The following is a 20102-nucleotide window of genomic DNA, read 5'->3' as shown; positions in this document are numbered from 1 at the left end:
ATCCGGCAAGAGAAGCGTTCGACGAGACAGCGATCGAACTGGCAGGACATACGGCGATGGGCTTTGCGCAGTATAAGAGGAGCTACACCGCGTCTTCCAATGATCGCAATCAAGCCTATCGGCATCTCCGGTGCACGCCACCCACGTCACCGCATCAATGAACGACGGATTGTCACTGACGGTGACACCCAATCGCCGCACTTGCCCCGGCAACATCGGTTCAATGCAATCGGTCTAATCATCGTGAAGAATCCCTCGCAGCGTTTAAACTTCATCTCGTAATTGAAGGAGTCTCATGAACGAGCAGGGTCAAAAAGGCGGCACCTTCGTCCACGACCTCATGGCGTCGATCGTCGTCTTCTGCGTGGCGCTCCCGCTATGCATGGGCATTGCAATTGCTTCCGGGGTCCCTCCCGCGCTGGGTTTGGTTACCGGAATCGTCGGGGGAATCGTAGTCGGAACGCTGGCCGGGCAACCGCTGCAGGTAGGCGGGCCCGCCGCCGGTCTGACAGTCCTGGTCTGGGATGTGGTTCAGCGACACGGTCTCGAGATGCTCGGTGTCGTCGTGGTCGCCGCCGGGGTCATCCAGGTGGCGGCCGCCCTGATCCGCCTCGCTCCTTGGTTCCGCGCCATTTCGCCTGCGGTCATCCAGGGCATGCTATCGGGTATCGGCGTGCTGATCTTTGCCAGCCAGTTCCACGTGATGGTGGACACCGACCCGCAGGGCAGCGCCTTAACGAACCTGCTCACCATTCCCGACGCTGTCTTGAAAGGAATCCTCCCGATGGAGGCCACCAAGCATCATCTGGCGGCACTAGCCGGCTTGACCGCCCTGGTGTCGCTGGTCGTGTGGAACAAGCTCCGCCCGGAAGCGTTGCGGATAATCCCGGGCCCGCTGGTCGGAGTGCTTGCGGCGAGCATACTGGCCGCGGTCGTGGGACTGGAGATTCGCTACGTCGAGGTGCCGAAAGCGCTGATGGACAGCCTGAACGTACCGGGACCCAATGACTTCGCGCGCCTGGCCGACCCCGTTGTTCTAGGGGACGCTGCCATCATTGCCTTAGTAGCAAGCGCGGAGACGCTGCTGTGCTCCGCGGCTGTCGATCGGATGCAGAACCGGGTGCGCACCAACTACAACCGAGAACTCTTCGCGCAGGGGATAGGCAACAGCCTGGCTGGGTTGCTCGGCGCGCTGCCGATGACCGGGGTTATCGTGCGCAGCACCGTCAATATCGAAGCCGGGGCGCGGACACGCCTCTCGCCGATTCTGCACGGCGTTTGGCTGCTCGGCCTCGTCGCCATGCTACCGCAGGTCCTCGAGCTCATACCGCGCGCGGCCCTGGCCGCCATCCTGGTCTACACCGGCTACCGGCTGCTCGACATCCCCGCCCTGCGCCGCCTGTGGCGTCTGGATCGAGTGGAGTTCGGGATCTGCGTCGTGACGCTGAGCGTTATCGTAATCACCGACCTGCTCACCGGCATCATCACGGGCGTGATCCTCTCGTTCGTCAAGCTCGTGCGCACGCTCAGTCACCTCGACATCGACGTCACGGCAACAGGCGAAAAACGCTACGACGTGGACCTGCACGGCTCGGCGACCTTCGTGCGTTTGCCGGACCTCGCAGCAACGATCGAACGGTTGCCCAACGACGCGGAAATTCATCTGCACGTCGGTGGGCTCATGCACGTCGACCGCGCCTGTCTCGAGTGGGTGAAAAATCATGCGACCTCGCACGCCTCGCGGGGCGGCAAGCTCATCGTCGACTGGAACGAGTTCGAGCGGCGCAATGCGAAGCGGCTGCTTTTGCTGATCCCGCCTAATCGAGTCGAACGTCGCAAAGAGTCCGGCTGGGAACCGGACGACTGAAATGGCAATCACCGTCGAGGGCGGTCCTCCATCTTTTCAAAGGAGCCGACGGACCGAGCAATAGGCGCTACGCTGCCGCGTTGCGACGGCCGGTCGCTCGCGATTTCGTTTCGGTCGCGCCGTCGCTTGAATTTCGCTGCGGTGCCCTTTTGCCCTCTTGCCCATAATGCACTTGATGCCGCGTGCCCGCGTGCGCCCATCAAGCATCGATCAGCGCACGCAGCGCTCACGCCCGTCGCAGGTAGGCCCGAGTCGAACCAGAAAAACAAGGGGCCAGGAAAATGGCTGTCCTCCTCATCTCATACGCCCGCGCCACATGCTCCCTCGATGAGCTCGTAGCCAAGCCGCGGCCGTCCCGGCTCGTCGTCCCCCGCCCGGCAATTCGAGCGTCACGGGATCCAGGCTCCGGCTGGTGGCGGCACGACGCATGAGGCACCTATCTCAAGGTGCGCGGCCGCGAGCTACCGCGTTGATGCAGTGATGGTGGCAGGGCTCAGGCGCTGCCGGCGGGTCGGATCACGTCGCCTCGCTGCCAGGGCAGGAGTCGATGCGTTCGGTGCTCGGCGATGCGTGTTGCGCCGCTCGGCAGCGGGCGCTCCGCTCGTCGTCCGAGACGAAGACGAGCGCCATCTGCCCAGGACTCATGCACCGGCCATATGAAGGACCACGCGAACGATCGTAACGATCGTTAGAATAAAAAGAATCGTACCGACCACACCCGCGATGATAAAGGGGAGCGGACGGCCATGGGAAAAGTCACGTTGCCGGGCCGCTTCCGACTGCACGCCAAAACCGGCCGCAGCGGCACTCTTGATCACCTGCCACGTGCTGACCTTGTTTTGATCAGAGGCAGCGGCCTGCCTTTGGGTATCTGCGTTCATGGCAACCTCCTATTTATCATATACATAAAATACTAGTATAACGTCTCCCGGGCATCCAGCTATTTTGCAGCACGCCGCTCGGCTGGCATGTAATGCCAGCCAGCGAGTGGACCCGGCGATATGGTGTTAGCGCAACGCACGGGCCGGAGCCTCGGATTCACGCACACACGCGAGCAACACTCCGCCGGCAATGAAGAGCAGGATCAGCGCCAGCATGGAGTAACGTGGATTGCCGAACCAGACACCGAACAGACCGAACAGCGGCGGGCCGATGAGTACGGCAAATTTTCCCATGAGATTATAGAAACCGAAGAACTCTCCTGCGCCATCGGCCGGAATGAGCCGCGCGTAAAAAGAGCGGCTCAGCGCCTGAACACCGCCTTGGACCAACCCCACGAGCACGGCAATTGAGAAGAACTCCCAGGGCTGGCGAATGAAAGCACCCCAGAGGCATATCCCGATGTAGACGACCAAACCAAGGTAGATGCCGCGCCGCGGGCCGATTCGCTCGCCGAGCCAGCCAAACAGGAGCGCTGCAGGAAAGCCGACGAATTGGGTGATGAGCAGTGCCACGATGAGCTCGTTCTGCGCGAACCCAAGTGACCGGCCGTAGGCCACCGCCATGCGGATCACCGTGCCGAGCGCATCGATATAGAGCCAGTAGGCAAGCAGGAATATCACCACCACTCGAAACGTGCGCAAATGACGGACGGTGTCGAGGAGTTGGGCGAACCCCTGGGCCCACAAACGCCGGCGCACGCGGCGTGCTGGGGTGGGCTCTCGAACCAGCAGGATCAGCGGTATCGAGAAGACCGCCCACCAGAGCGCCGTGGCAACGAAAGCCGCCAAGGCGGCGCCGGTGGCATCGGCAAAGCCGAGTGCTTGCGGGTGCAATGCGGCCAGCACGCAACCGAGGTAGAGCAATCCGCCTCCTAGATAGCCCATCGCGAACCCCAGCGCCGAGACAATATGCCAACGCTCCGGGGGCGCCACCGCGAGAAGTAGCGCATCGTAGAATACGTTGGCTCCCGCGAAGCCGATCATTCCACAAACAAAGAGGATAGCCGCAGCGAGCCAGGCGCCACCTGGTACCAAGCCCAGCCCGGCCGTCGCAGCCGTCCCCGCTACCATGAAGACAATCAGAAAGCGCTTTCTGGCTCCGGCGCGGTCCGCCACGGCCCCCAGCACCGGCGCCAGCAAGGCGATGCCCAACCCGGCCGCCCCGTTGATCCAGCCTAAGCGAAGGTTGGACTCGGCGCCGCTGACCGAGTGGCTCCAATAGTCCTGAAACAGCAGCGGGAAGAACCCGGCGAGCACCACGGTGGCGAACGCGGAGTTGGCCCAGTCGTACAACGCCCAACCCCAGACGGGCCGCGATGACCACAATGAAAACACCCGCGTCGGGCGCATGAACGAGGCGGAGTCTTCAAGATCATCCGACGCGCCTTGGGCGTGCATGCCCGAGGAGGGCTTGTCATGCGTCATGGTCCGGTGCTACCCGGCGCAGGACTTTCAAGGTCGGCTCGCAGCACGAGCGCGTCTTCCCGCCCATGGCGGCACGGATAGTAATTCCGCCGCCGCCCCACGACCCGAAAACCGACGCTGCGATAGAGGTGCAGGGCCGCGGCGTTGGAAGGCCGCACCTCCAGAAAGATTGCGTGGGCACCGAAGCGGGTGGATTGGCGCAACGTACGCTGCAGCAGGCTCCTGCCGAAACCGCGGTTTTGCCATTTCGGTCCGACCGCGATGTTGAGTATATGAGCTTCCCCCGCGCCACAGCGAAGTACCACGTAACCTACGATCCGATTGACGAAAAGGTGCACGCAACAATCGTAGCCCACACGCAGACAGTCCCTGAAAATCCCTCGCGTCCAGGGAAACGCGTAAGCAGCCACCTCGATGGAAACGATCTCGCTGAGGTCGGCCTCACGCATCGGCCGTATGACGGAGAGAAACTCGGAGGGCTCAGCGCTCATGGCGCAACTCCTGTGATCACAATGGGCTCTCATCACGCAAGCGCTGACAGACGTGTTTGAGGTCTTGCCAAGCCTTGTATTTATCCGCAGGACTGCGCAGCAAATAGGCCGGGTGATAAGTGACCCGCAATGGCGTGGCGCACGGTCCGTATTGATGCCACTGGCCACGCAGGCGACTCAGGGATTGCGTGCTCTTTAGCAGATACTGCGTCGCTATCCGCCCCAAGGCGAGGATGACGCGGGGCGAAACCAGCTCCAATTGCCGCCTTAAGTACGGCTCACAGGCTGCGACCTCATCCGGCCGCGGATCCCGGTTGTTGGGCGGCCGCGATTTCAGCACATTGGTGATATAAACCGCCTCGCGTGACGAACCAATTGCGCGGAGCATCTCATCGAGCAGCTTCCCGGCGCGCCCGACGAAAGGCTCGCCTCGGCGATCCTCCTCCGCACCGGGCGCCTCACCAATCAGCATCAGTTGCGCCTGCGGATTACCGATGCCGAAGACGCCCTGGGTTCGGGTCTGATACAGGGGGCAACGCCGACATTGCTGCACGCGTTCGCGCAGAGCCTCCCAGCCCAAGCTCGCGACTTCGGACGCATCGGCCACCGGCTGTCCTGGATCGGCGTCAGCGGCATCTTCATTGCGGATGCCGGGCTGGGTTGGCGGATCGCCCGCCGCGTGAACGGCCCCACCACCCTCTGCGGGCATGGTGACGTTATCCTTGTGACGTCGCCGAATCCACACGTCGATGCCCATGCGCTGAAGATACTGAAGCTGGAGTGAGCCCTCGTGCGTTTTCATGTTCATGTCGCAGCAAACTTCACTACCCGGCGCGGGCCTGTCTCAGGCTACGGCCATCATCAATAACTCTAGCTGCTTTCCTCCCAGCGCGTGACCGGACCACAGTAATCGCCGGCAACTCGGCGGCTGAATCCATTTGCGATGGGCCCTGCCCGACGACGCCCCGGATCACGCTTGGGACGGGCCCGGACTCTCATCAGGGCGCGGCGATTTGCGGATGCATACGCCTGTCCGATTGCGCCAGCTTGTTGAGGGCATTGACATAGGCTTTCGCGGAGGCGATCACAATGTCGGTATCCGAACCCTGGCCATTGACGATCCGCCCGGCCTTGTCAAGGCGCACCGTCACTTCCCCTTGAGCATCGGTACCGCTGGTGATGTTGTTGACCGAATACAGCAACAACTCCGTGTGGCTCTGGACAACGCTATCGATTGCCTTGAACACCGCGTCCACCGGCCCGTCGCCGGTCGCACTGGCGTTGTGCTCCTCCTCACCAACCATTAGAGTGATCTGCGCCAGCGGACGTTCCCCCGTCTCCGAGCAGCAGCGGAACGAAACCAGCCGGATACGCTCGTTGACCAAGGCTGCCGTTGCCTCGCTCACGAGCGCCTGCAGATCCTCGTCGAATATCTCGTGCTTTTTGTCGGCGAGGTCCTTGAATCGCGCGAAAGCCTCGTTAAGCTGCGCCTCGCTGGCAAAACTGATCCCGACCGCCTGGCATCGGATGCGGAAGGCGTTACGACCGCTGTGTTTACCGAGCACCATGCGGTTGGCCCCCCACCCCACATCCTCGGCGCACATGATCTCGTAAGTCTCGCGCATCTTGAGTACGCCATCCTGATGAATACCCGACTCGTGGGCGAACGCATTGACGCCGACGATGGCCTTATTGGGTTGAACCGCGAACCCGGTAATGTTCGCCACCAACTTCGACGTCGGAACAATCTCGCGAGTCTGGATCCCCGTATCGCACGGGAAGTAATCCTGGCGTGTGCGCACCGCCATCACGAGCTCTTCCAGAGCCGCGTTGCCGGCACGTTCGCCCAAGCCGTTTATGGTGCACTCGACCTGGCGGGCGCCATCGATGACCGCGGCGAGCGAGTTCGCCACCGCCAAGCCGAGGTCATTGTGACAGTGCACCGACCAGACGGCGCGGTCCGAGTTGGCCACACGGCCCCGCAAGTCCGCGATCAGCGCTCCGAATTGGTTGGGCACGCTATAGCCGACGGTGTCGGGTATATTGACCGTTGTCGCTCCGGCTTCGATGACCGCCTCCAATACCCGGCAGAGAAAATCCGGCTCCGAGCGGCCGGCATCCTCAGGGGAAAATTCGATGTCATCACAGTAGCGACGCGCGTGGCGAACCGCCCAAACGGCCTGCTCCAGAACCGTTTCCGGCTCCATCTTGAGCTTCATCCGCATGTGGATCGGCGAGGTCGCGAGGAACGTGTGGATACGCCCCATTGCCGCCGGCTCGATTGCAGCGGCGGCGCGGTCGATGTCCGCCTCTCGCGCGCGCGCAAGGGCGCAGATCCGACTTTCGCGAACCCCTGCCGCCACCGCCCGCACGGCCTCGTAGTCGCCGATGCTCGCGGCCGGGAAACCCGCTTCAATGACATCGACCCGCATCCGCTCCAACGCTTTGGCGATGCGCAGTTTCTCCTCCTTGGTCATGGACGCCCCAGGGCTCTGCTCGCCATCGCGAAGGGTCGTATCAAAAATGATGAGACGTTCGGTCTGATTCATCCTTTCGGCTCCACTCGGTTGTCCGATAGAGGCCCCTGCACACTGCGCCGCCGCGTACATGGGAGCCGACCCGGCGCGGTTTCCGATAGCTGCTTGTTATCGGGGGAGGTTCTGAGGCTGCCTTACGACAGCCGCAGTCGCGATCGCTGCGAATCGTTGCGGAAAGTCGGTTGCAGCCCCTGGGGACGTGCCAGCGCGAAGGCACGGGAGCAATGCGTGAGGAACAGCTCGGCATGGCTCATTCGCCACCACCCTCTCGGTGGGCTGTAAAAGTCTTTACTATATAATGGCCGTTTGCGGCCGGACAACCCGTTACCGCTCCGGCGGCGATCGCTCGGTGGCGGTGCGATGGCGCCGGCGGCGCCGCTGGGCCACCGTGAGCGCCGGCCCGGAACCCATGTACACGAGCGCTACCAAAAACAGCACCATGGGCGGATGCACCGAGGTAACGGCGAGCAGCAACACCAGCAACACCATTGCGATAAATGGGACTCGATAGCGGAAATCGATCTCTTTGAAGCTGTAATACCGCACGTTGCTCACCATGAGAATCCCGGTGATGACGGTCAACAGCAGGGCGGGAATGCCGACCCCGACCCCGCTCATTTCCATTCGGCTGCCCGTCCACACCATGCCGGCGATCACGGCGGCGGCTGACGGGCTGGGAAGGCCCTGGAAGTAGCGCTTGTCAGCCACCCCGAATTGGGTATTGAAGCGCGCCAGGCGCAGGCCCGCACAGGCGGCATAGATGAACGCTCCCAGCCATCCGAGCTTGCCCCAGAGAGCGCCCATGGAGGCGAGATCCGCCAGAGCCCACTGATACATCACGAGAGCGGGCGCCACACCGAAGGAAACCATGTCCGCGATGCTGTCGTATTGCACGCCGAAGGCGCTTTGGGTATTGGTCAACCGGGCCACGCGACCATCGAGCCCATCCATCACCATGGCGATCAGCACAGCAATGGCGGCACTCTGGTAGGTATCGTTTATTGCCGCAACCATCGCGTAAAAACCGAAGAACAAAGCCGTCGTGGTGAGAAGGTTGGGCAATAGGTAGATGCCCCGGCGCTGCCGAATGAGCCTACCGTTGCGGCGGGTGTTGAAATCACTCATGGAGGCGCCATCGAGCTGGGAATTGGTTGCGCTGCGCCACGCTCGGAATTTTTCCACCGCCGCAGAACTGACCCTGGTGACGCATACGCGTTGGCCCGCTTGAGCCACGCACGTCGGCCAAGCGGTTAGCGAGCGTCGTGCGCGTCGGGCCGAATGCGCATGGGGGATGACCGATCACCGCCTCGCGCTCGCGAGGCGGTGATCGTGCTTCGATCCATGGAAGCGGGGCCGACCGAGCTTGATTTTCGCCGAGCGCATGGCGCTGCGGCGATGCGGGCCATTGCAGCGCCCCGTGACACGAGTGGCGCAATTGCTGTTGTTCAGGCACGGAATGGACGTTGCACCGGCGCGCTTAGGTCTTGTTGCGGTCAACGAGCCGTTTGGCGCCGATCCATGGCATCATCCCGCGCAGCTTCTCACCGACGACCTCGATGGGGTGCTGCGCCGATTGACGCCGCATGGCCTTCAGGCTGGGCGCATTCGCCTGGTTCTCGAGAACGAACTCCTTGGCGAAATCGCCGCGCTGGATTTCGCTCAAAAGCTCCTTCATGGCGCGACGGGATGCTTCGTTGATTACCCGCGGGCCACGGGTCAAATCGCCATACTCGGCGGTATTGGAGATGGAATAGCGCATGTTGGCGATGCCGCCCTCGTAGATGAGGTCGACAATGAGCTTCGTCTCGTGCAAGCACTCGAAATAGGCCATCTCCGGTGAGTAGCCCGCCTCCACCAGCGTCTCGAATCCCGCCTGAATCAGGGCGGTCATACCGCCGCAGAGCACCGCCTGCTCACCGAACAGATCGGTTTCGGTCTCCTCCCGGAAGCTCGTCTCGATAATCCCGGCACGACCCGCGCCGATGGCGACCGCATAGGACAGCGCCATCTCTCTCGCTCGGCCGGAAACATCCTGGTGGATGGCGATCAGGCTCGGGACGCCCGCCCCGTCGACATAGGTGGAACGTACCAGATGGCCCGGCCCTTTGGGGGCAATCATGGTAACGTCGAGGTCGGCGCGCGGCTCGATTTGACCGAAGTGGATATTGAAGCCATGGGCAAAGGCGAGGCTGCCGCCCTGCTTCAAATTGGGCTCGATCTGCTCGCGATACATGCGCGCCTGGTGCTCGTCCGGAGTGAGAACCATGACCAGATCCGCCTCTCGGACCGCGTCCTCGACCGCGGCGACTTCGAGGCCCGCCTCACGGGCCTTGTCCACGGAAGCCGAACCGGAGCGCAAGCCAACCACGACAGAAACGCCCGATTCCTTCAAGTTGTTCGCATGAGCATGTCCCTGGGAGCCGTAGCCGATAATGGCCACGCGGCTGCCCCGGATGAGCGAGAGCTCAGCGTCCTTATCGTAATAAACCTTCATCTTTTTCCCTCGGCGTTGTTTGCTGCGCGGCGGCCGTGCACGGGCCCCTTCAAAGCCGCATTTGCTTGTCGCCCCGCGCAATTCCGATCACGCCGGAGCGCACGACCTCCAGCGGCGTCCGCCTCTCGATCACCTCGAGGAAAGCGTCCAGCTTGCTGCTGGTGCCGGTGAGCTCGATTGTGTAGGTCTTGCCCGTGACATCGAGTACCCGGCCGCGAAAGATATCCGTCAGCCGCGTGTACTCTTCACGGGCCTCGGGGGTAACGGCCTGCACCTTTACCAGCATGATCTCCCGCTCGATATGCGCCGCCTCGGTGATGTCCAGCACCTTGACCACGTCCAGCAGCTTGTTCAGCTGCTTGATGATCTGCTCGATGATTCGATCGTCACCGAAGGTCACCAGCGTCATACGTGAAAGGGTCGGATCGTCCGTCGGTGCAACGGTAAGGCACTCGATATTGTAGCCGCGGGCAGTGAACAGGCCGGCGATCCGCGACAGCGCGCCGAACTCGTTCTCCACGAGAATGGAGATGATGTGCCGCATGGTCCCCTACCCAGATTACGCGTTCGGTGCTCAAACGCGAGCAAGCTCGCCGCCCCGGGCCGACGCGGGGATGCTCGGAATGGTCCGCAAGAAAACATTGATTTGTGAACGTTGCAGTATATTGAGCGCTGGTGAGCGCATCAAGCGTTGAACAGGTCGGGAGAATACCGCCGTTCGTCGGCGCCGGACTGCGTCAGACTGTTTTCCTGCCGCATACTCCCCTGCGCAGACCACGTAATCCTGGGAGAGGCGCGCATGCAGCGGATCGCATGGATCATGGCATTACTGGCGGCGCTAGCGGCGCCGCCCCTGATGGCGGGCAAAATATACAAGTGGAGCGATCCCGAGGGGCATATTCATTACGGTGAAGTACCGCCGAGCGGTCGAGCGGCGCAAACAATCGAGTCTCAAACGCCGCCGGAGCCCCCGCGAGCAAGGCACCCGGCTACCGCGCCGCCGGAAGTCTCGTCGCGTTCTGACACCGAGAAAACACCCAGCACGCCCGATACAGGCGATCGGCGATCACCGTCGACTGCGCAGGACGCCGAGCCGCTGGCCGAGCAATGCCGAAACGCTCGCCAGAATCTGAAAAACCTGCAAATAGGCGGCAGCAACCGCCGTTTCCGTGATTCTTCCGGCAAGATCGTACGCTATACGCACGCCGAGCGGCAGGCAAAGATCGACGCCACCAGAGCTTACCTCGAGCAGTACTGCGCGGCCGATTAGACCCGCGGGGTGTAATCGTCGATTCCCGATACGTCATGGGATACCCTTTAGTGTTCAGTCCCGGCCATGGCGCGTGGAAACAGGCAGTAGCTATGCGAGTAACCCATTTTCCGCTGTTCACGTCGAAGGAGATTCCTGCCGACGCCGAAATCGTCCGCCACCAATTGATGCTCCGTGCCGGGCTCATTGCCCGGCTCGGCGCCGGTTTGTATACGTGGCTGCCGCTTGGGCTGCGTGTATTGCGCAACGTCGAGCGCGTGGTGCGAGAGGAGATGGATCGCTGCGGGTCACTGGAGCTACTCATGCCCGCCGTGCAGCCTGCCGAGCTCTGGCAGGAGTCGGGTCGCTGGGAGCAGTATGGACCGGAGCTGCTGCGCATCCGGGACCGCCATACCCGCGAGTTCTGCTTCGGCCCCACGCACGAGGAGGTCATCACGGACTTGGTTCGTCGCGAGATTCATAGCTATCGCCAGCTGCCGATCACCTACTATCAGATTCAAACGAAGTTTCGCGACGAGATCCGTCCTCGCTTTGGCGTCATGCGCGCCCGAGAGTTTCTGATGAAGGACGCCTATTCATTCCACCTCGATCAGGACTCCCTCGATAGCACCTATCAGGCCATGCACAAGGCCTACAGCCGGATCTTCCAGCGCTTGAATCTGGATTTCCGTGCCGTGCGCGCCGACACTGGAGCCATTGGCGGCAGCGTCTCGGAGGAATTCCACGTGCTCGCCGACTCGGGCGAGGACGCCATCGCCGTCTGCGGGCGCTGCGACTATGCCGCCAATACCGAGCTCGCGCGCTCGCGCCCCGACAGCCTTGCCGCGGAGCCGGCGCGGGCGGCGCAGGAGCAGCCTACGCCGGGCATCCGCACGGTGCAGGAGCAGGCGCAGCTGCTCGAACTGGCGCTGGATCATATCGTCAAGAGCATCGTCGTCATCGCCGACGGCAAGGCGGCCGTGCTTTTCATCGCCGGAGATGACGAGCTCAATCTCACCAAGGCGAGAGCGGCGCTCAACGCCGCCGACGTGCGCCTGGCCGAGCCGGAGGAGGCCCAGGCGGCAACCGGCGTGCCGCGGGGCTTCATCGGCCCCATAGGCCTGCCGGCGGGGCTGACGGTGCGCGTCGACGAGCGCGCGGCGCAGATGTGCAACTTCTCCAGCGGCAGCAATCGCCAGGACTGGCACTGGATCAATCTCAACTGGGATCGGGATGTTGCACTTCCGCAACGGGCCGATTTGCGCACGGTCCGCGCCGGGGAAACCTGCCCGAGCTGTGAGGGAGCCCTGCAGATCCGGCGCGGCATCGAAGTGGGCCATGTATTTCAGCTCGGCACCAAATACAGCGAGTCCATGAATGCGACGGTGCTGGATGTGAACGGCAACGCCGTGCCCATGATCATGGGCTGCTATGGCATCGGTGTCTCGCGTGTGGTGGCGGCGGCCATCGAGCAGAATCACGACGAACGGGGAATTATCTGGCCGGCGCCGCTGGCTCCCTTTCAAGTCGCTCTCGTCTCCATCAATGCTCACCGCTCCGAGCAAGTGCGCAATGAAGCCGAACGCCTGCATGACGCGCTCGGCGCCGCCGGGCTGGAGCCGCTGTGGGACGACCGCGAGGCGCGCCCGGGGGTCAAGTTCGCCGACATGGAGCTGATCGGTGTCCCGCATCGGCTCGTGATCAGTGACCGCGGCCTGGCCGCTGACACCATCGAATACCGTGGCCGCACCGAGGCAACGAGCCGCCATCTGCCGCGCGAGGGTGTGGTCGAGTTCCTGCGCGATCTCCAGTCGAGCGCCTGACGCGGGGGGAGCGGCGTGTCTCCGGTACGCTACCTGGCAAGCATCTTGTTAATATTCAGCCTCTTGGCCAGCGGCCTCTCCGCCGCTCGCGCCGAGCCCCCCGATCCTCGGCTGCGCGCCGCACTGAAGCGTGCCAGCGAAAGCTCCGATAGCTTTGCGAGCCGATTCGACGCCGAGGTTTGGCTCGTCGATATGTCAAACCGCCTGCGCACTCGCATACCCGATCCCGAGCAACGGGTGCGCCTGCTGCGATTGGTGCACTCCGAGGCCCGGCGCGCCGACCTCAAACCGGAGTGGGTGCTCGCCTTGATCGATATAGAAAGCCGTTTCAATCGATTCGCAATCTCTTCGGCTGGCGCGCGCGGACTGATGCAGATAATGCCGTTCTGGCTGGAGGAAATCGGGCACACCGAGGACAACCTCTTCCACGTGCAGACCAATCTGCGGCTGGGATGCGCCATATTGCGCTACTACCTCGATCGGGAGCACGGCAACCTGACGCGGGCGCTCGCGCGCTACAACGGCAGCTTAGGCAGCGCTCGTTACCCAGGCTTGGTCTTCAAAGCCCTGGCAACGCGTTGGTTCGCGCAATAGGCGGGAGGCGCCGGAGCGCACGTCCGCAACCACTGGACGCCGGCCGAACATCCCGGCCGCAGCGCCACCGTTTGGCCTACGCCACCGCTTGTAACCACTACCGGCGGCGAGCGGGCTGTCGAGTCAGATGCCCGGCTTCGTCAAGCTCGGGATAGGGCAAACCCTGCTCGCGGCAATGGCGTGCGACCCGGGGCTGAAGCCACTCGAAGAGCATTCGCCGTGATGTCTCCGGATCCAGCCGCGGTCGATCGTACATGCCCTTGGCGAGGCGTTGGCGCTGCGCTTCGTACAAAATGACGGCCGTTGCCACGGAAACGTTGACCGAGGCACCGAGACCGAGCATCGGGATCGACAAAAGCGAGTCCACCCGCCCGAGTGCCTCTTCGCTCACTCCCCACAGCTCCGCACCCATCAGCACGGCACAGGGCCGCGTGTAATCCGCCCGCCGATAATCGATGGCACGCTCCACCGGATGCGCGGCATAGACGAGAAGCCCTTCTTCATGCAGCGCCTCGATAGCGCTGCCGATATCCGGATGAGCGACGAGACGCACCCATTTGCCGACACCCGCGGAGCTATGCCGATGCACCGCCGGCAGGCCGTGCGGCCATACGGCATGCGCCTGGGCGACGCCAACCGCGTCGCAGGTCCGGAGAATGGCGGAGAGATTGTGGGCCTTGTTGACCTGGTCCAACAGGACTCTCAGGTCGGGTTGGCGCCGTTCCAGGGCCGCGCGCATACGCGCGACGCGTCTTGCCGTCATCGTCTAAAGTCGGCCTTTGCCAAAGCTGAGGTATTGTATAGCCTCCCGTTTGCGCGGCAACATCGACTGCGACCCCGCGCAATGCTGAGGTGAGAGCTATGACCCGCATTTCTCATGAACGCGTTCTGATCGCCGGCTGTGGCAAGCTCGGGTGCCGCCTCGGCGAGGTTTTGGCAAGCGCGGGCGAAGAGGTCTGGGGTCTGCGCCGTAGCCGCGGTTCGTTGCCCTCGCCATTGCGCACGCTGACGGCCGACCTTTGCGTGCCGGAATCGCTGGGTGCCATCCCGGCCGGGCTCACTCGCGTCTATTACCTGGCGACGCCGAACGCCTATACCGATGAGGCCTACCGGATCAGCTATGTCGATGGCTTACGCAACCTCTTGGAGGTTCTCGCGGCACAGAGGCAGGCCCCCAGGCAGGTGATCTTCGTCTCATCGACAGCCGTCTACGCCCAGCAAGCCGGCGAGTGGGTCGACGAGACGTCGCCCACCGCCCCGACCGCCTTCTCCGGTCAGCGCTTGCTCGAGGCGGAAGGGCTCTTGCTACAAGGACGCTTCCCCGGGTTGGTGGTGCGCTTCGGGGGGATTTACGGAGGCGCCCGCACCGCCATGATCCGCAAGGTGCGGGCGGGCGAGCCCTGTAACGCCGAGCCGCCGCATTACACCAATCGCATTCATGAGGACGACTGTGTCGGTGTCCTGCATCACCTTGGCCAGCTTTCCTCGCCTGAAAGCATCTATCTCGCCGTCGACGACGCGCCCTGCACTCAGTGCGAGCTCATGGACTGGCTCGCCGAGCAGATGGGGTGCTCCAAACCGCCACGTCGTGCGCCGGCGAAAAGCGGCGCCTCGCGCGCCGCCAACAAACGCTGTTGCAACGCGCGCCTCAAGGCGAGCGGGTACACCCTGCGCTATCCGACCTACCGAGAAGGTTATCGGGCCATGTTAATCGGCAATCCCACCAACCAACCACGCTGAGGAGAATACGGCTCTCGGAGTAAACGGCCATGGGCTGGCGCCGCTGCCTTAGCGCAATTGATCCGCAAGCAGCGTCAGCAGGCCGGGCAGTTTCCCGACATACGAGTGCAAGCGCAAGCGTGTGTGCGGATGGCGCAGGCCTGCCTCGGTGACAAGGCGAGGGATGTCTTCGCAAACGTGGCGCCCGGCCGACAAGAAGTACGGGAAGAGCACCACCTCCTCGGCCCCGCTTCGTACCGCCTCATCGATAGCAGCGGGAATCGACGGCTCGGCCAACTCCAGGAATGCGGGTGAGACGCGCGCGTAGGACTCGCCGAGCAACTCGCCAAGCTGCCTGCTCAACTCACGGATCTCGTCGTTGGAGCCTCTTCGGCGACTGCCGTGGGCCAGCACGAGTAATACCCGCATCGACAACGCTAACGCAAATACTGCCGGCTGATCTGCTTGAATTCAGCCGTACCGGCTTGCTGCAGCCATTCGAACGCCACCATCTCGAAGCTGACCACGCTTGCCCCGCCCGCTCGCAGACGCTCCAGCGCCCACTGCGCCTCGCGCGGATCACGCGAGCCGACGGCATCGGCAACGACAAAAACGTCCCGCCCGGCCTGCTGCAGCCCGATCGCGCTCTGCAGAACACAGACGTGCGCCTCGACTCCGGCAATGATCGCCTGCGGGCGGTCCTCCAAACGCGCGAGCATGTCCCGGCAACTCGGTGCCTGGGCACAGGAGAAGTGCGTTTTCTCGCTGATGGCCTCCTCGGGAATCAGCTCACGCAACGCCGCGAGCGTCCGCCCCAACCCCTTGGGATATTGCTCCGAGGCCCGAACCGGCACGCCGAGCGCGCTGGCAACGCCGAGTAACCGGGCAATGTTCGCTATCACCTGATCACTTGCGTGCACGGCCGGCATCAGCCTCTCCTGGGCATCCACGATCAGCACGAACGATTTGGCCACTTCCATCATCCGCGTCACGGCGAGTCTGCTCCTCCTCCGATTCCTACCACGTAATGTTGATCCTAACGCCGATTACCACGAATTGACGGGATCGAGCAATAAATATATATTACATGAATGTTTTAGAGTGCCATCGGAAATGCAGCAGGTTTTGCCGAATCACTACAGCAACCCGGGAGACGGCAACGCGTCTCCCGGGGTTAGCATCAGCGAACCCTTAGGCTGCCCTGGAGCCCGGGGCCTGCAAGCGTCGTTGCGGGCCGAGCCCATTTTCCGGACTGAACCGAGCGTGCAGGGACTCCCAGTCCAGGATCAGTTTCCCGCCGATCGATTCGTGCTGCTTCGCCCAGTTCATGAGCAGCTCGAGGCAGGCGTGATCGATATAGCGAAGGTGTTGGAAGTCGGCGTGCAGCTCGGCGTCGCTCGGGACACGCTCCAGCGCCGCAGCCAGGCGCGGAAGGCGCAGAAACGTCGCGGTACCCTCCAGGTACAGCGTGGCTCGACGCTGCTCCTCGTCGATTTGCAGGTCCGTGCGCAGATGCGAGAACGTGTAGAGCAGCTTCAGTCCCGAGAGCGCCACGCCCACCAACACACCGGTCAGCAGATCGTAGACGACGATGACGGTCAACGTCGCCAGATAGATGGCCACTTCCCCACGGCCATAGCGCGCCAGCTCGATGAGGTTGTTGCGGGGATTAATGAGCTTATAGCCGGTGTAAACAAGAATACCGGCGAGGCAGGCGGTGGGAATCATCCGCAACACGAAACCCAGCGCGGCCACGAAGATCAGCAGCCAAACGCCGTGCAGTATCGCCGAGAGCCGTGTCCTCCCCCCGGCATGGACGTTGACCGAGCTGCGCACGATAACGCCGGTCATCGGCAACGCCCCGAGCAACCCGCAGACCATGTTCCCAATGCCCTGGGACCACAGCTCCTTGTTGTAGCGCGTTCGCGCCCATTGCTGCATCTGATCGACGGCGGTGGCGCACAACAGCGTCTCCGCGCTGGCAATTACGGCGACCACGATGCCGGACTGAAGCAACACCGAAGGCGAAACGTTCTCGGTCAGCGCCCCTATCGAGAAGAGATTGACCCCGTCCCACAGGTTGTCCGGCACGTCCACATGCAGCACGGGCAGTGTCACGATCGCGGCAATGGCGGTCACGGCCAGTGTGGCGACCAATGGCCCGGGAACCAACCGCAGCTTCCTGGGTGTGACGGTTTGCCAGAGCACGATGATGGCAATGGTGAGGAGCCCCAATTTGGTCGCCCATTCCGGGCTCTTGAGCTGTCCCAGCGGATCTTTCAAGGCGGCAAGCGTAACGTTCTGGGTTTCGGGAATGCGTTCGACGTTGTTTTGCTCAAGCGCGCTGAGAGCGCGCTGACTCGCCAGGAACGCCGCCTCGGTCGAGGCGCGCAACTCCGTCGCCTGCTGCGAGCTCCCCAAAACGGCGCTCAAGCTCTCAGCTTCGCGAAGCTCGCCGAGAAATTGGCCGAGCCCTTCGGTGACGGCGGCCTGTCGCTGCGTGACCTCTACAAGGGCATTTTCCGGCAAAGAATCCTTGCTCAGGGCACGGTTGACGGTTTTAGCGATCGTTACTTGGTTGTTGTTCAATTGATTGAGCTGCTTGAGCCGGCTCGTGCGAAACGCACGCTCTGCCTCCCCCTCCCATTCCGGCAGCGGCAACCCGCTCTGCAGCGCAGCCGGGATCGCGGCCAGATTCTGCACGCCGCTGTCCAACGGCTTCGAGTCCACCATCACGTGGATCTGGCTGGCGAAGATCAGTACGCCAATCCCGGAGAGCATGCCGCGAATGACCGCTGGCGAGACGGCGCGAAACCATTGCCCGAGGCCACAGATGCCGGCGACGAACTGGATGGCCCCACCCATCAGCACGGCCGCGCCCATTACCGCCAGCCCGTGGTCCTGAATGATGCCGAAGATCACCACCGTCAATCCGGCGGCCGGCCCGCTGACCTGCAACGGCTGGCCGGAAAGCATGCCTACCACTATTCCGCCTACGATCCCGGTAATCAGACCGGAGGCGACCGGCGCCCCGGAGGCGATGGCGATGCCCATGCACAACGGCAGCGCCACCAGAAACACCACGAAGGATGCCGGGAAATCGGTGCGCACGGCGTCGAGCAAACCGGGAGCAGCGTGGCTACTTCTGCTCTGCGAGCTTGACGTATCCATAAAAGGCGACCTCCTCGATCGAATGGATTCTTGGTGTCTTATCGGCTCTTAGCGAGTGTTCTTTTCCTTGAGCTTCCAAAAAGTACGAGGCAAGGCTGAGTCAGCCTGCAGCGTAGAAAGCGCTCCGCCTATAGGCTTGAGCATGGCAACACCTCGCCGGTGGGGATCCGGCAAAACCAAGCGCGCAGCTGCAGCCTCTCGGCGGCCAGTGCGTCGGCCACGCTGCGATGCGTTTTCAAATGCTCCATTTGATCGAGGGCGTTCTGCTGAATCGCCCGTTCCAACGTTTCCGTATCGTTGGCGCGCCCACCTTGTTTTTCGAGACGCTCGCGCAGAGAGCCAGCGAGCTGAAGCCACTCCCGGACCGTGGGCAGCGTCTTGAGAGCAGCCGGATTCAAACAGCCTTTGACGGCCCAGCTTCTGCCGAGCACCGAAAATCGTATCCTGAAAACGGCGAATACTTTCATCCAGCTCCTTGATGTTCAGCCCCTCTACATAAATTGACCTCCCGCGCGCCAACAGCAAAAACGCGCACAGCATTCCCCTCTTCAGCAACCGGCCCGGAAGGAAAGAGAGAATACTCAGGTAAGGGGCACGCGGGCCATGCGTGTGAATGGAAACAGCGCACTCCGCCGGGTGAACCGTGAGGTGCGTCCCGACAGCGGGCGGTCGTCCACGATGGCTCGCAGCGCCTGCACCGCACAGCCGGGGCCATTGCGTCATTTGGTTTTTCTGATGTCCCCGCGTCCATGCGCGCCACCGACCCATAGACGCTGTTCCGCGCCGGAAGGTCGCTAACCCGCGAATCACGCTACCATTAGCATCCGCCAACCTGGCCCGATCGTAACGCAGCAAGGCACCAGCCTCAGTTTTTTACTGAAACGACACCCTCGTAGCTTCTATTAAGCGATTGGCTGGGTCAATCCTTTACGGAATCGCGCGACAGGCTCCGCCGGCTCCGGGATGTTCGCTCCCTGGCGGCCGGAAGATGCTTCCGGCCAGCGCTTAGCCGCTCGGAGCGCGCGAATTAGCGCCACTTTGCGGGCAATTTGCGAGCAGAAGACCCAAGCTCGCGTCGTCGGCGGGAATTTAAAATGCCATGGGGATTTCCATTTCCTCCATGGCATTTCACAATGTGAGTCAAGGCCATTGCCGCTTCCGTGCGGCCTTCCGGCGGCACCGTGACCGGCCCGCCCGCCGTCCTGGCCTTCCCTTAAGGCGAACTCAGAACTTGAGCTGGGCTTGCAACCACCACTTCTGGGTGTCCTGGGATATTATATTCGTGGCGAGCTGAGTCGAGGGCGTATTATCCCCGTCCGCCCAGTAGTTGGCGTATTTCAGGAGCAACGAGAGGTGCTCGTTCACCGCCTTGGTGGCCTGGATATCGAACTCCCGACCATAGTGGATGCTGCCCTGATCCGAGTTGAAGTCGTGATAACGCGAGAGGATCTTGATATTGCCCAGAGCCGGTCCCCATTCCACCGGCGTGTTCCAGCCCGCCTGAATCCAGACATCCTGCAGACCCTGCGCCGGGGTGGTCAGGAACTGGTCGGCCCAGCCGTTGTGCCCGTGCAAGGTGGCGAACGGCGTCTGCAGGGCGTACTGCCCATCGCCGCCGAGCAGCTCGTAGGCCCCGGAGAGGTGGACCCCGAACCACTCGAAGCCGAGCTGGCCGAAGATGTAGTCGGCGTCGATGACCCCCGCGCCGTCGGCATAGTCGCTCTGGTGGGCGTACTCGCCGGTGTAGACCAGGGTCAGCGCGTTCGGGCCCCGCTCCGGGGCGAACGGATA

Annotated in this window: 19 protein-coding genes; 5 read left to right on the top strand and 14 right to left on the bottom strand. The window is 62.7% G+C overall.

The window, feature by feature from the left end:
* Positions 1 to 295 precede the first annotated feature (295 nt).
* The gene (locus tag AC52Q4_RS03265) at positions 296 to 1867 is read left to right on the top strand and encodes a SulP family inorganic anion transporter (protein ID WP_495535370.1); all 1572 of its coding nucleotides are present in this window, start codon (positions 296 to 298) and stop codon (positions 1865 to 1867) included.
* A 641-nt stretch (positions 1868 to 2508) separates the two neighbouring features.
* On the opposite strand, the gene AC52Q4_RS03260 is transcribed toward AC52Q4_RS03265, so the two are convergent.
* The 8 genes from AC52Q4_RS03260 to ilvN form a co-directional block, all read right to left on the bottom strand.
* Positions 2509 to 2748 carry a DUF2970 domain-containing protein gene (locus AC52Q4_RS03260; RefSeq protein ID WP_495535369.1) on the bottom strand — a complete coding sequence of 80 codons (240 nt, stop codon included), beginning with the start codon at positions 2746 to 2748 and terminating at the stop codon, positions 2509 to 2511.
* 126 nt (positions 2749 to 2874) lie between these two features.
* A complete protein-coding gene (locus tag AC52Q4_RS03255) occupies positions 2875 to 4233 on the bottom strand; it encodes an MFS transporter (protein ID WP_495535368.1) in 1359 nt (452 codons plus the stop codon).
* The gene (gene rimI, locus AC52Q4_RS03250; protein WP_495535367.1) at positions 4230 to 4724 is read right to left on the bottom strand and encodes a ribosomal protein S18-alanine N-acetyltransferase; all 495 of its coding nucleotides are present in this window, start codon (positions 4722 to 4724) and stop codon (positions 4230 to 4232) included. The genes AC52Q4_RS03255 and rimI overlap by 4 nt, the downstream gene beginning before the upstream one ends.
* Before the next feature lie 16 nt (positions 4725 to 4740).
* Positions 4741 to 5532 (bottom strand): uracil-DNA glycosylase, encoded by a 792-nt coding sequence (locus tag AC52Q4_RS03245; protein WP_495535366.1) that lies wholly within the window; start codon positions 5530 to 5532, stop codon positions 4741 to 4743.
* Between the two features lie 190 nt (positions 5533 to 5722).
* The gene (locus AC52Q4_RS03240) at positions 5723 to 7273 is read right to left on the bottom strand and encodes a 2-isopropylmalate synthase (RefSeq protein WP_495535365.1); all 1551 of its coding nucleotides are present in this window, start codon (positions 7271 to 7273) and stop codon (positions 5723 to 5725) included.
* 312 nt (positions 7274 to 7585) lie between these two features.
* A complete protein-coding gene (pssA, locus tag AC52Q4_RS03235; protein WP_495535364.1) occupies positions 7586 to 8386 on the bottom strand; it encodes a CDP-diacylglycerol--serine O-phosphatidyltransferase in 801 nt (266 codons plus the stop codon).
* 352 nt (positions 8387 to 8738) lie between these two features.
* On the bottom strand, positions 8739 to 9755 hold the full coding sequence (gene ilvC, locus AC52Q4_RS03230) for a ketol-acid reductoisomerase (RefSeq protein ID WP_495535363.1): 1017 nt from the start codon (positions 9753 to 9755) through the stop codon (positions 8739 to 8741).
* 49 nt (positions 9756 to 9804) lie between these two features.
* Entirely contained in the window at positions 9805 to 10299 is a 495-nt protein-coding gene (ilvN, locus tag AC52Q4_RS03225) for an acetolactate synthase small subunit (protein WP_495535362.1), read from the bottom strand.
* 255 nt (positions 10300 to 10554) lie between these two features.
* Between ilvN and AC52Q4_RS03220 the strand changes: the two genes are divergently transcribed.
* The 3 genes from AC52Q4_RS03220 to AC52Q4_RS03210 all read left to right on the top strand — a co-directional run bounded on the left by AC52Q4_RS03220 (position 10555) and on the right by AC52Q4_RS03210 (position 13421).
* Complete coding sequence (locus tag AC52Q4_RS03220; RefSeq protein WP_495535361.1) at positions 10555 to 11025, top strand: DUF4124 domain-containing protein; 471 nt, start codon at positions 10555 to 10557, stop codon at positions 11023 to 11025.
* Positions 11026 to 11117: 92 nt separating this feature from the next.
* Entirely contained in the window at positions 11118 to 12827 is a 1710-nt protein-coding gene (locus AC52Q4_RS03215) for a proline--tRNA ligase (protein ID WP_495535360.1), read from the top strand.
* 15 nt (positions 12828 to 12842) lie between these two features.
* Positions 12843 to 13421 (top strand): lytic transglycosylase domain-containing protein, encoded by a 579-nt coding sequence (locus AC52Q4_RS03210; RefSeq protein WP_495535359.1) that lies wholly within the window; start codon positions 12843 to 12845, stop codon positions 13419 to 13421.
* Between the two features lie 97 nt (positions 13422 to 13518).
* On the opposite strand, the gene trmH is transcribed toward AC52Q4_RS03210, so the two are convergent.
* Positions 13519 to 14184 (bottom strand): tRNA (guanosine(18)-2'-O)-methyltransferase TrmH, encoded by a 666-nt coding sequence (gene trmH, locus AC52Q4_RS03205; protein WP_495535358.1) that lies wholly within the window; start codon positions 14182 to 14184, stop codon positions 13519 to 13521.
* Positions 14185 to 14282: 98 nt separating this feature from the next.
* Here trmH and AC52Q4_RS03200 point away from each other — a divergent pair, with 98 nt between their 5' ends.
* Positions 14283 to 15161: an SDR family oxidoreductase gene (locus AC52Q4_RS03200; protein ID WP_495535357.1), complete on the top strand. Its 879-nt coding sequence runs from the start codon at positions 14283 to 14285 to the stop codon at positions 15159 to 15161.
* A 48-nt stretch (positions 15162 to 15209) separates the two neighbouring features.
* Here the strand turns inward: AC52Q4_RS03200 and AC52Q4_RS03195 are convergent, their stop codons facing one another.
* From AC52Q4_RS03195 to AC52Q4_RS03175, 5 genes are all read right to left on the bottom strand, one after another.
* The gene (locus AC52Q4_RS03195; protein WP_495535356.1) at positions 15210 to 15569 is read right to left on the bottom strand and encodes a sirohydrochlorin chelatase; all 360 of its coding nucleotides are present in this window, start codon (positions 15567 to 15569) and stop codon (positions 15210 to 15212) included.
* Positions 15570 to 15577: 8 nt separating this feature from the next.
* Positions 15578 to 16123: an isochorismatase family protein gene (locus tag AC52Q4_RS03190; protein WP_495535371.1), complete on the bottom strand. Its 546-nt coding sequence runs from the start codon at positions 16121 to 16123 to the stop codon at positions 15578 to 15580.
* A gap of 208 nt (positions 16124 to 16331) precedes the next feature.
* Positions 16332 to 18311 carry a SulP family inorganic anion transporter gene (locus AC52Q4_RS03185; protein ID WP_495535355.1) on the bottom strand — a complete coding sequence of 660 codons (1980 nt, stop codon included), beginning with the start codon at positions 18309 to 18311 and terminating at the stop codon, positions 16332 to 16334.
* A gap of 128 nt (positions 18312 to 18439) precedes the next feature.
* Positions 18440 to 18778 carry a carbonic anhydrase gene (locus AC52Q4_RS03180; protein ID WP_495535354.1) on the bottom strand — a complete coding sequence of 113 codons (339 nt, stop codon included), beginning with the start codon at positions 18776 to 18778 and terminating at the stop codon, positions 18440 to 18442.
* Between the two features lie 757 nt (positions 18779 to 19535).
* On the bottom strand, positions 19536 to 20102 hold a 567-nt coding region (locus tag AC52Q4_RS03175), incomplete at its 5' end, for a hypothetical protein (RefSeq protein WP_495535353.1).

This window comes from Nitrococcus sp. (assembly GCF_059432795.1).
The sequence above is the reverse complement of the archived record's forward strand: the minus strand, read 5'-3'. Positions and strand labels throughout refer to the sequence as shown.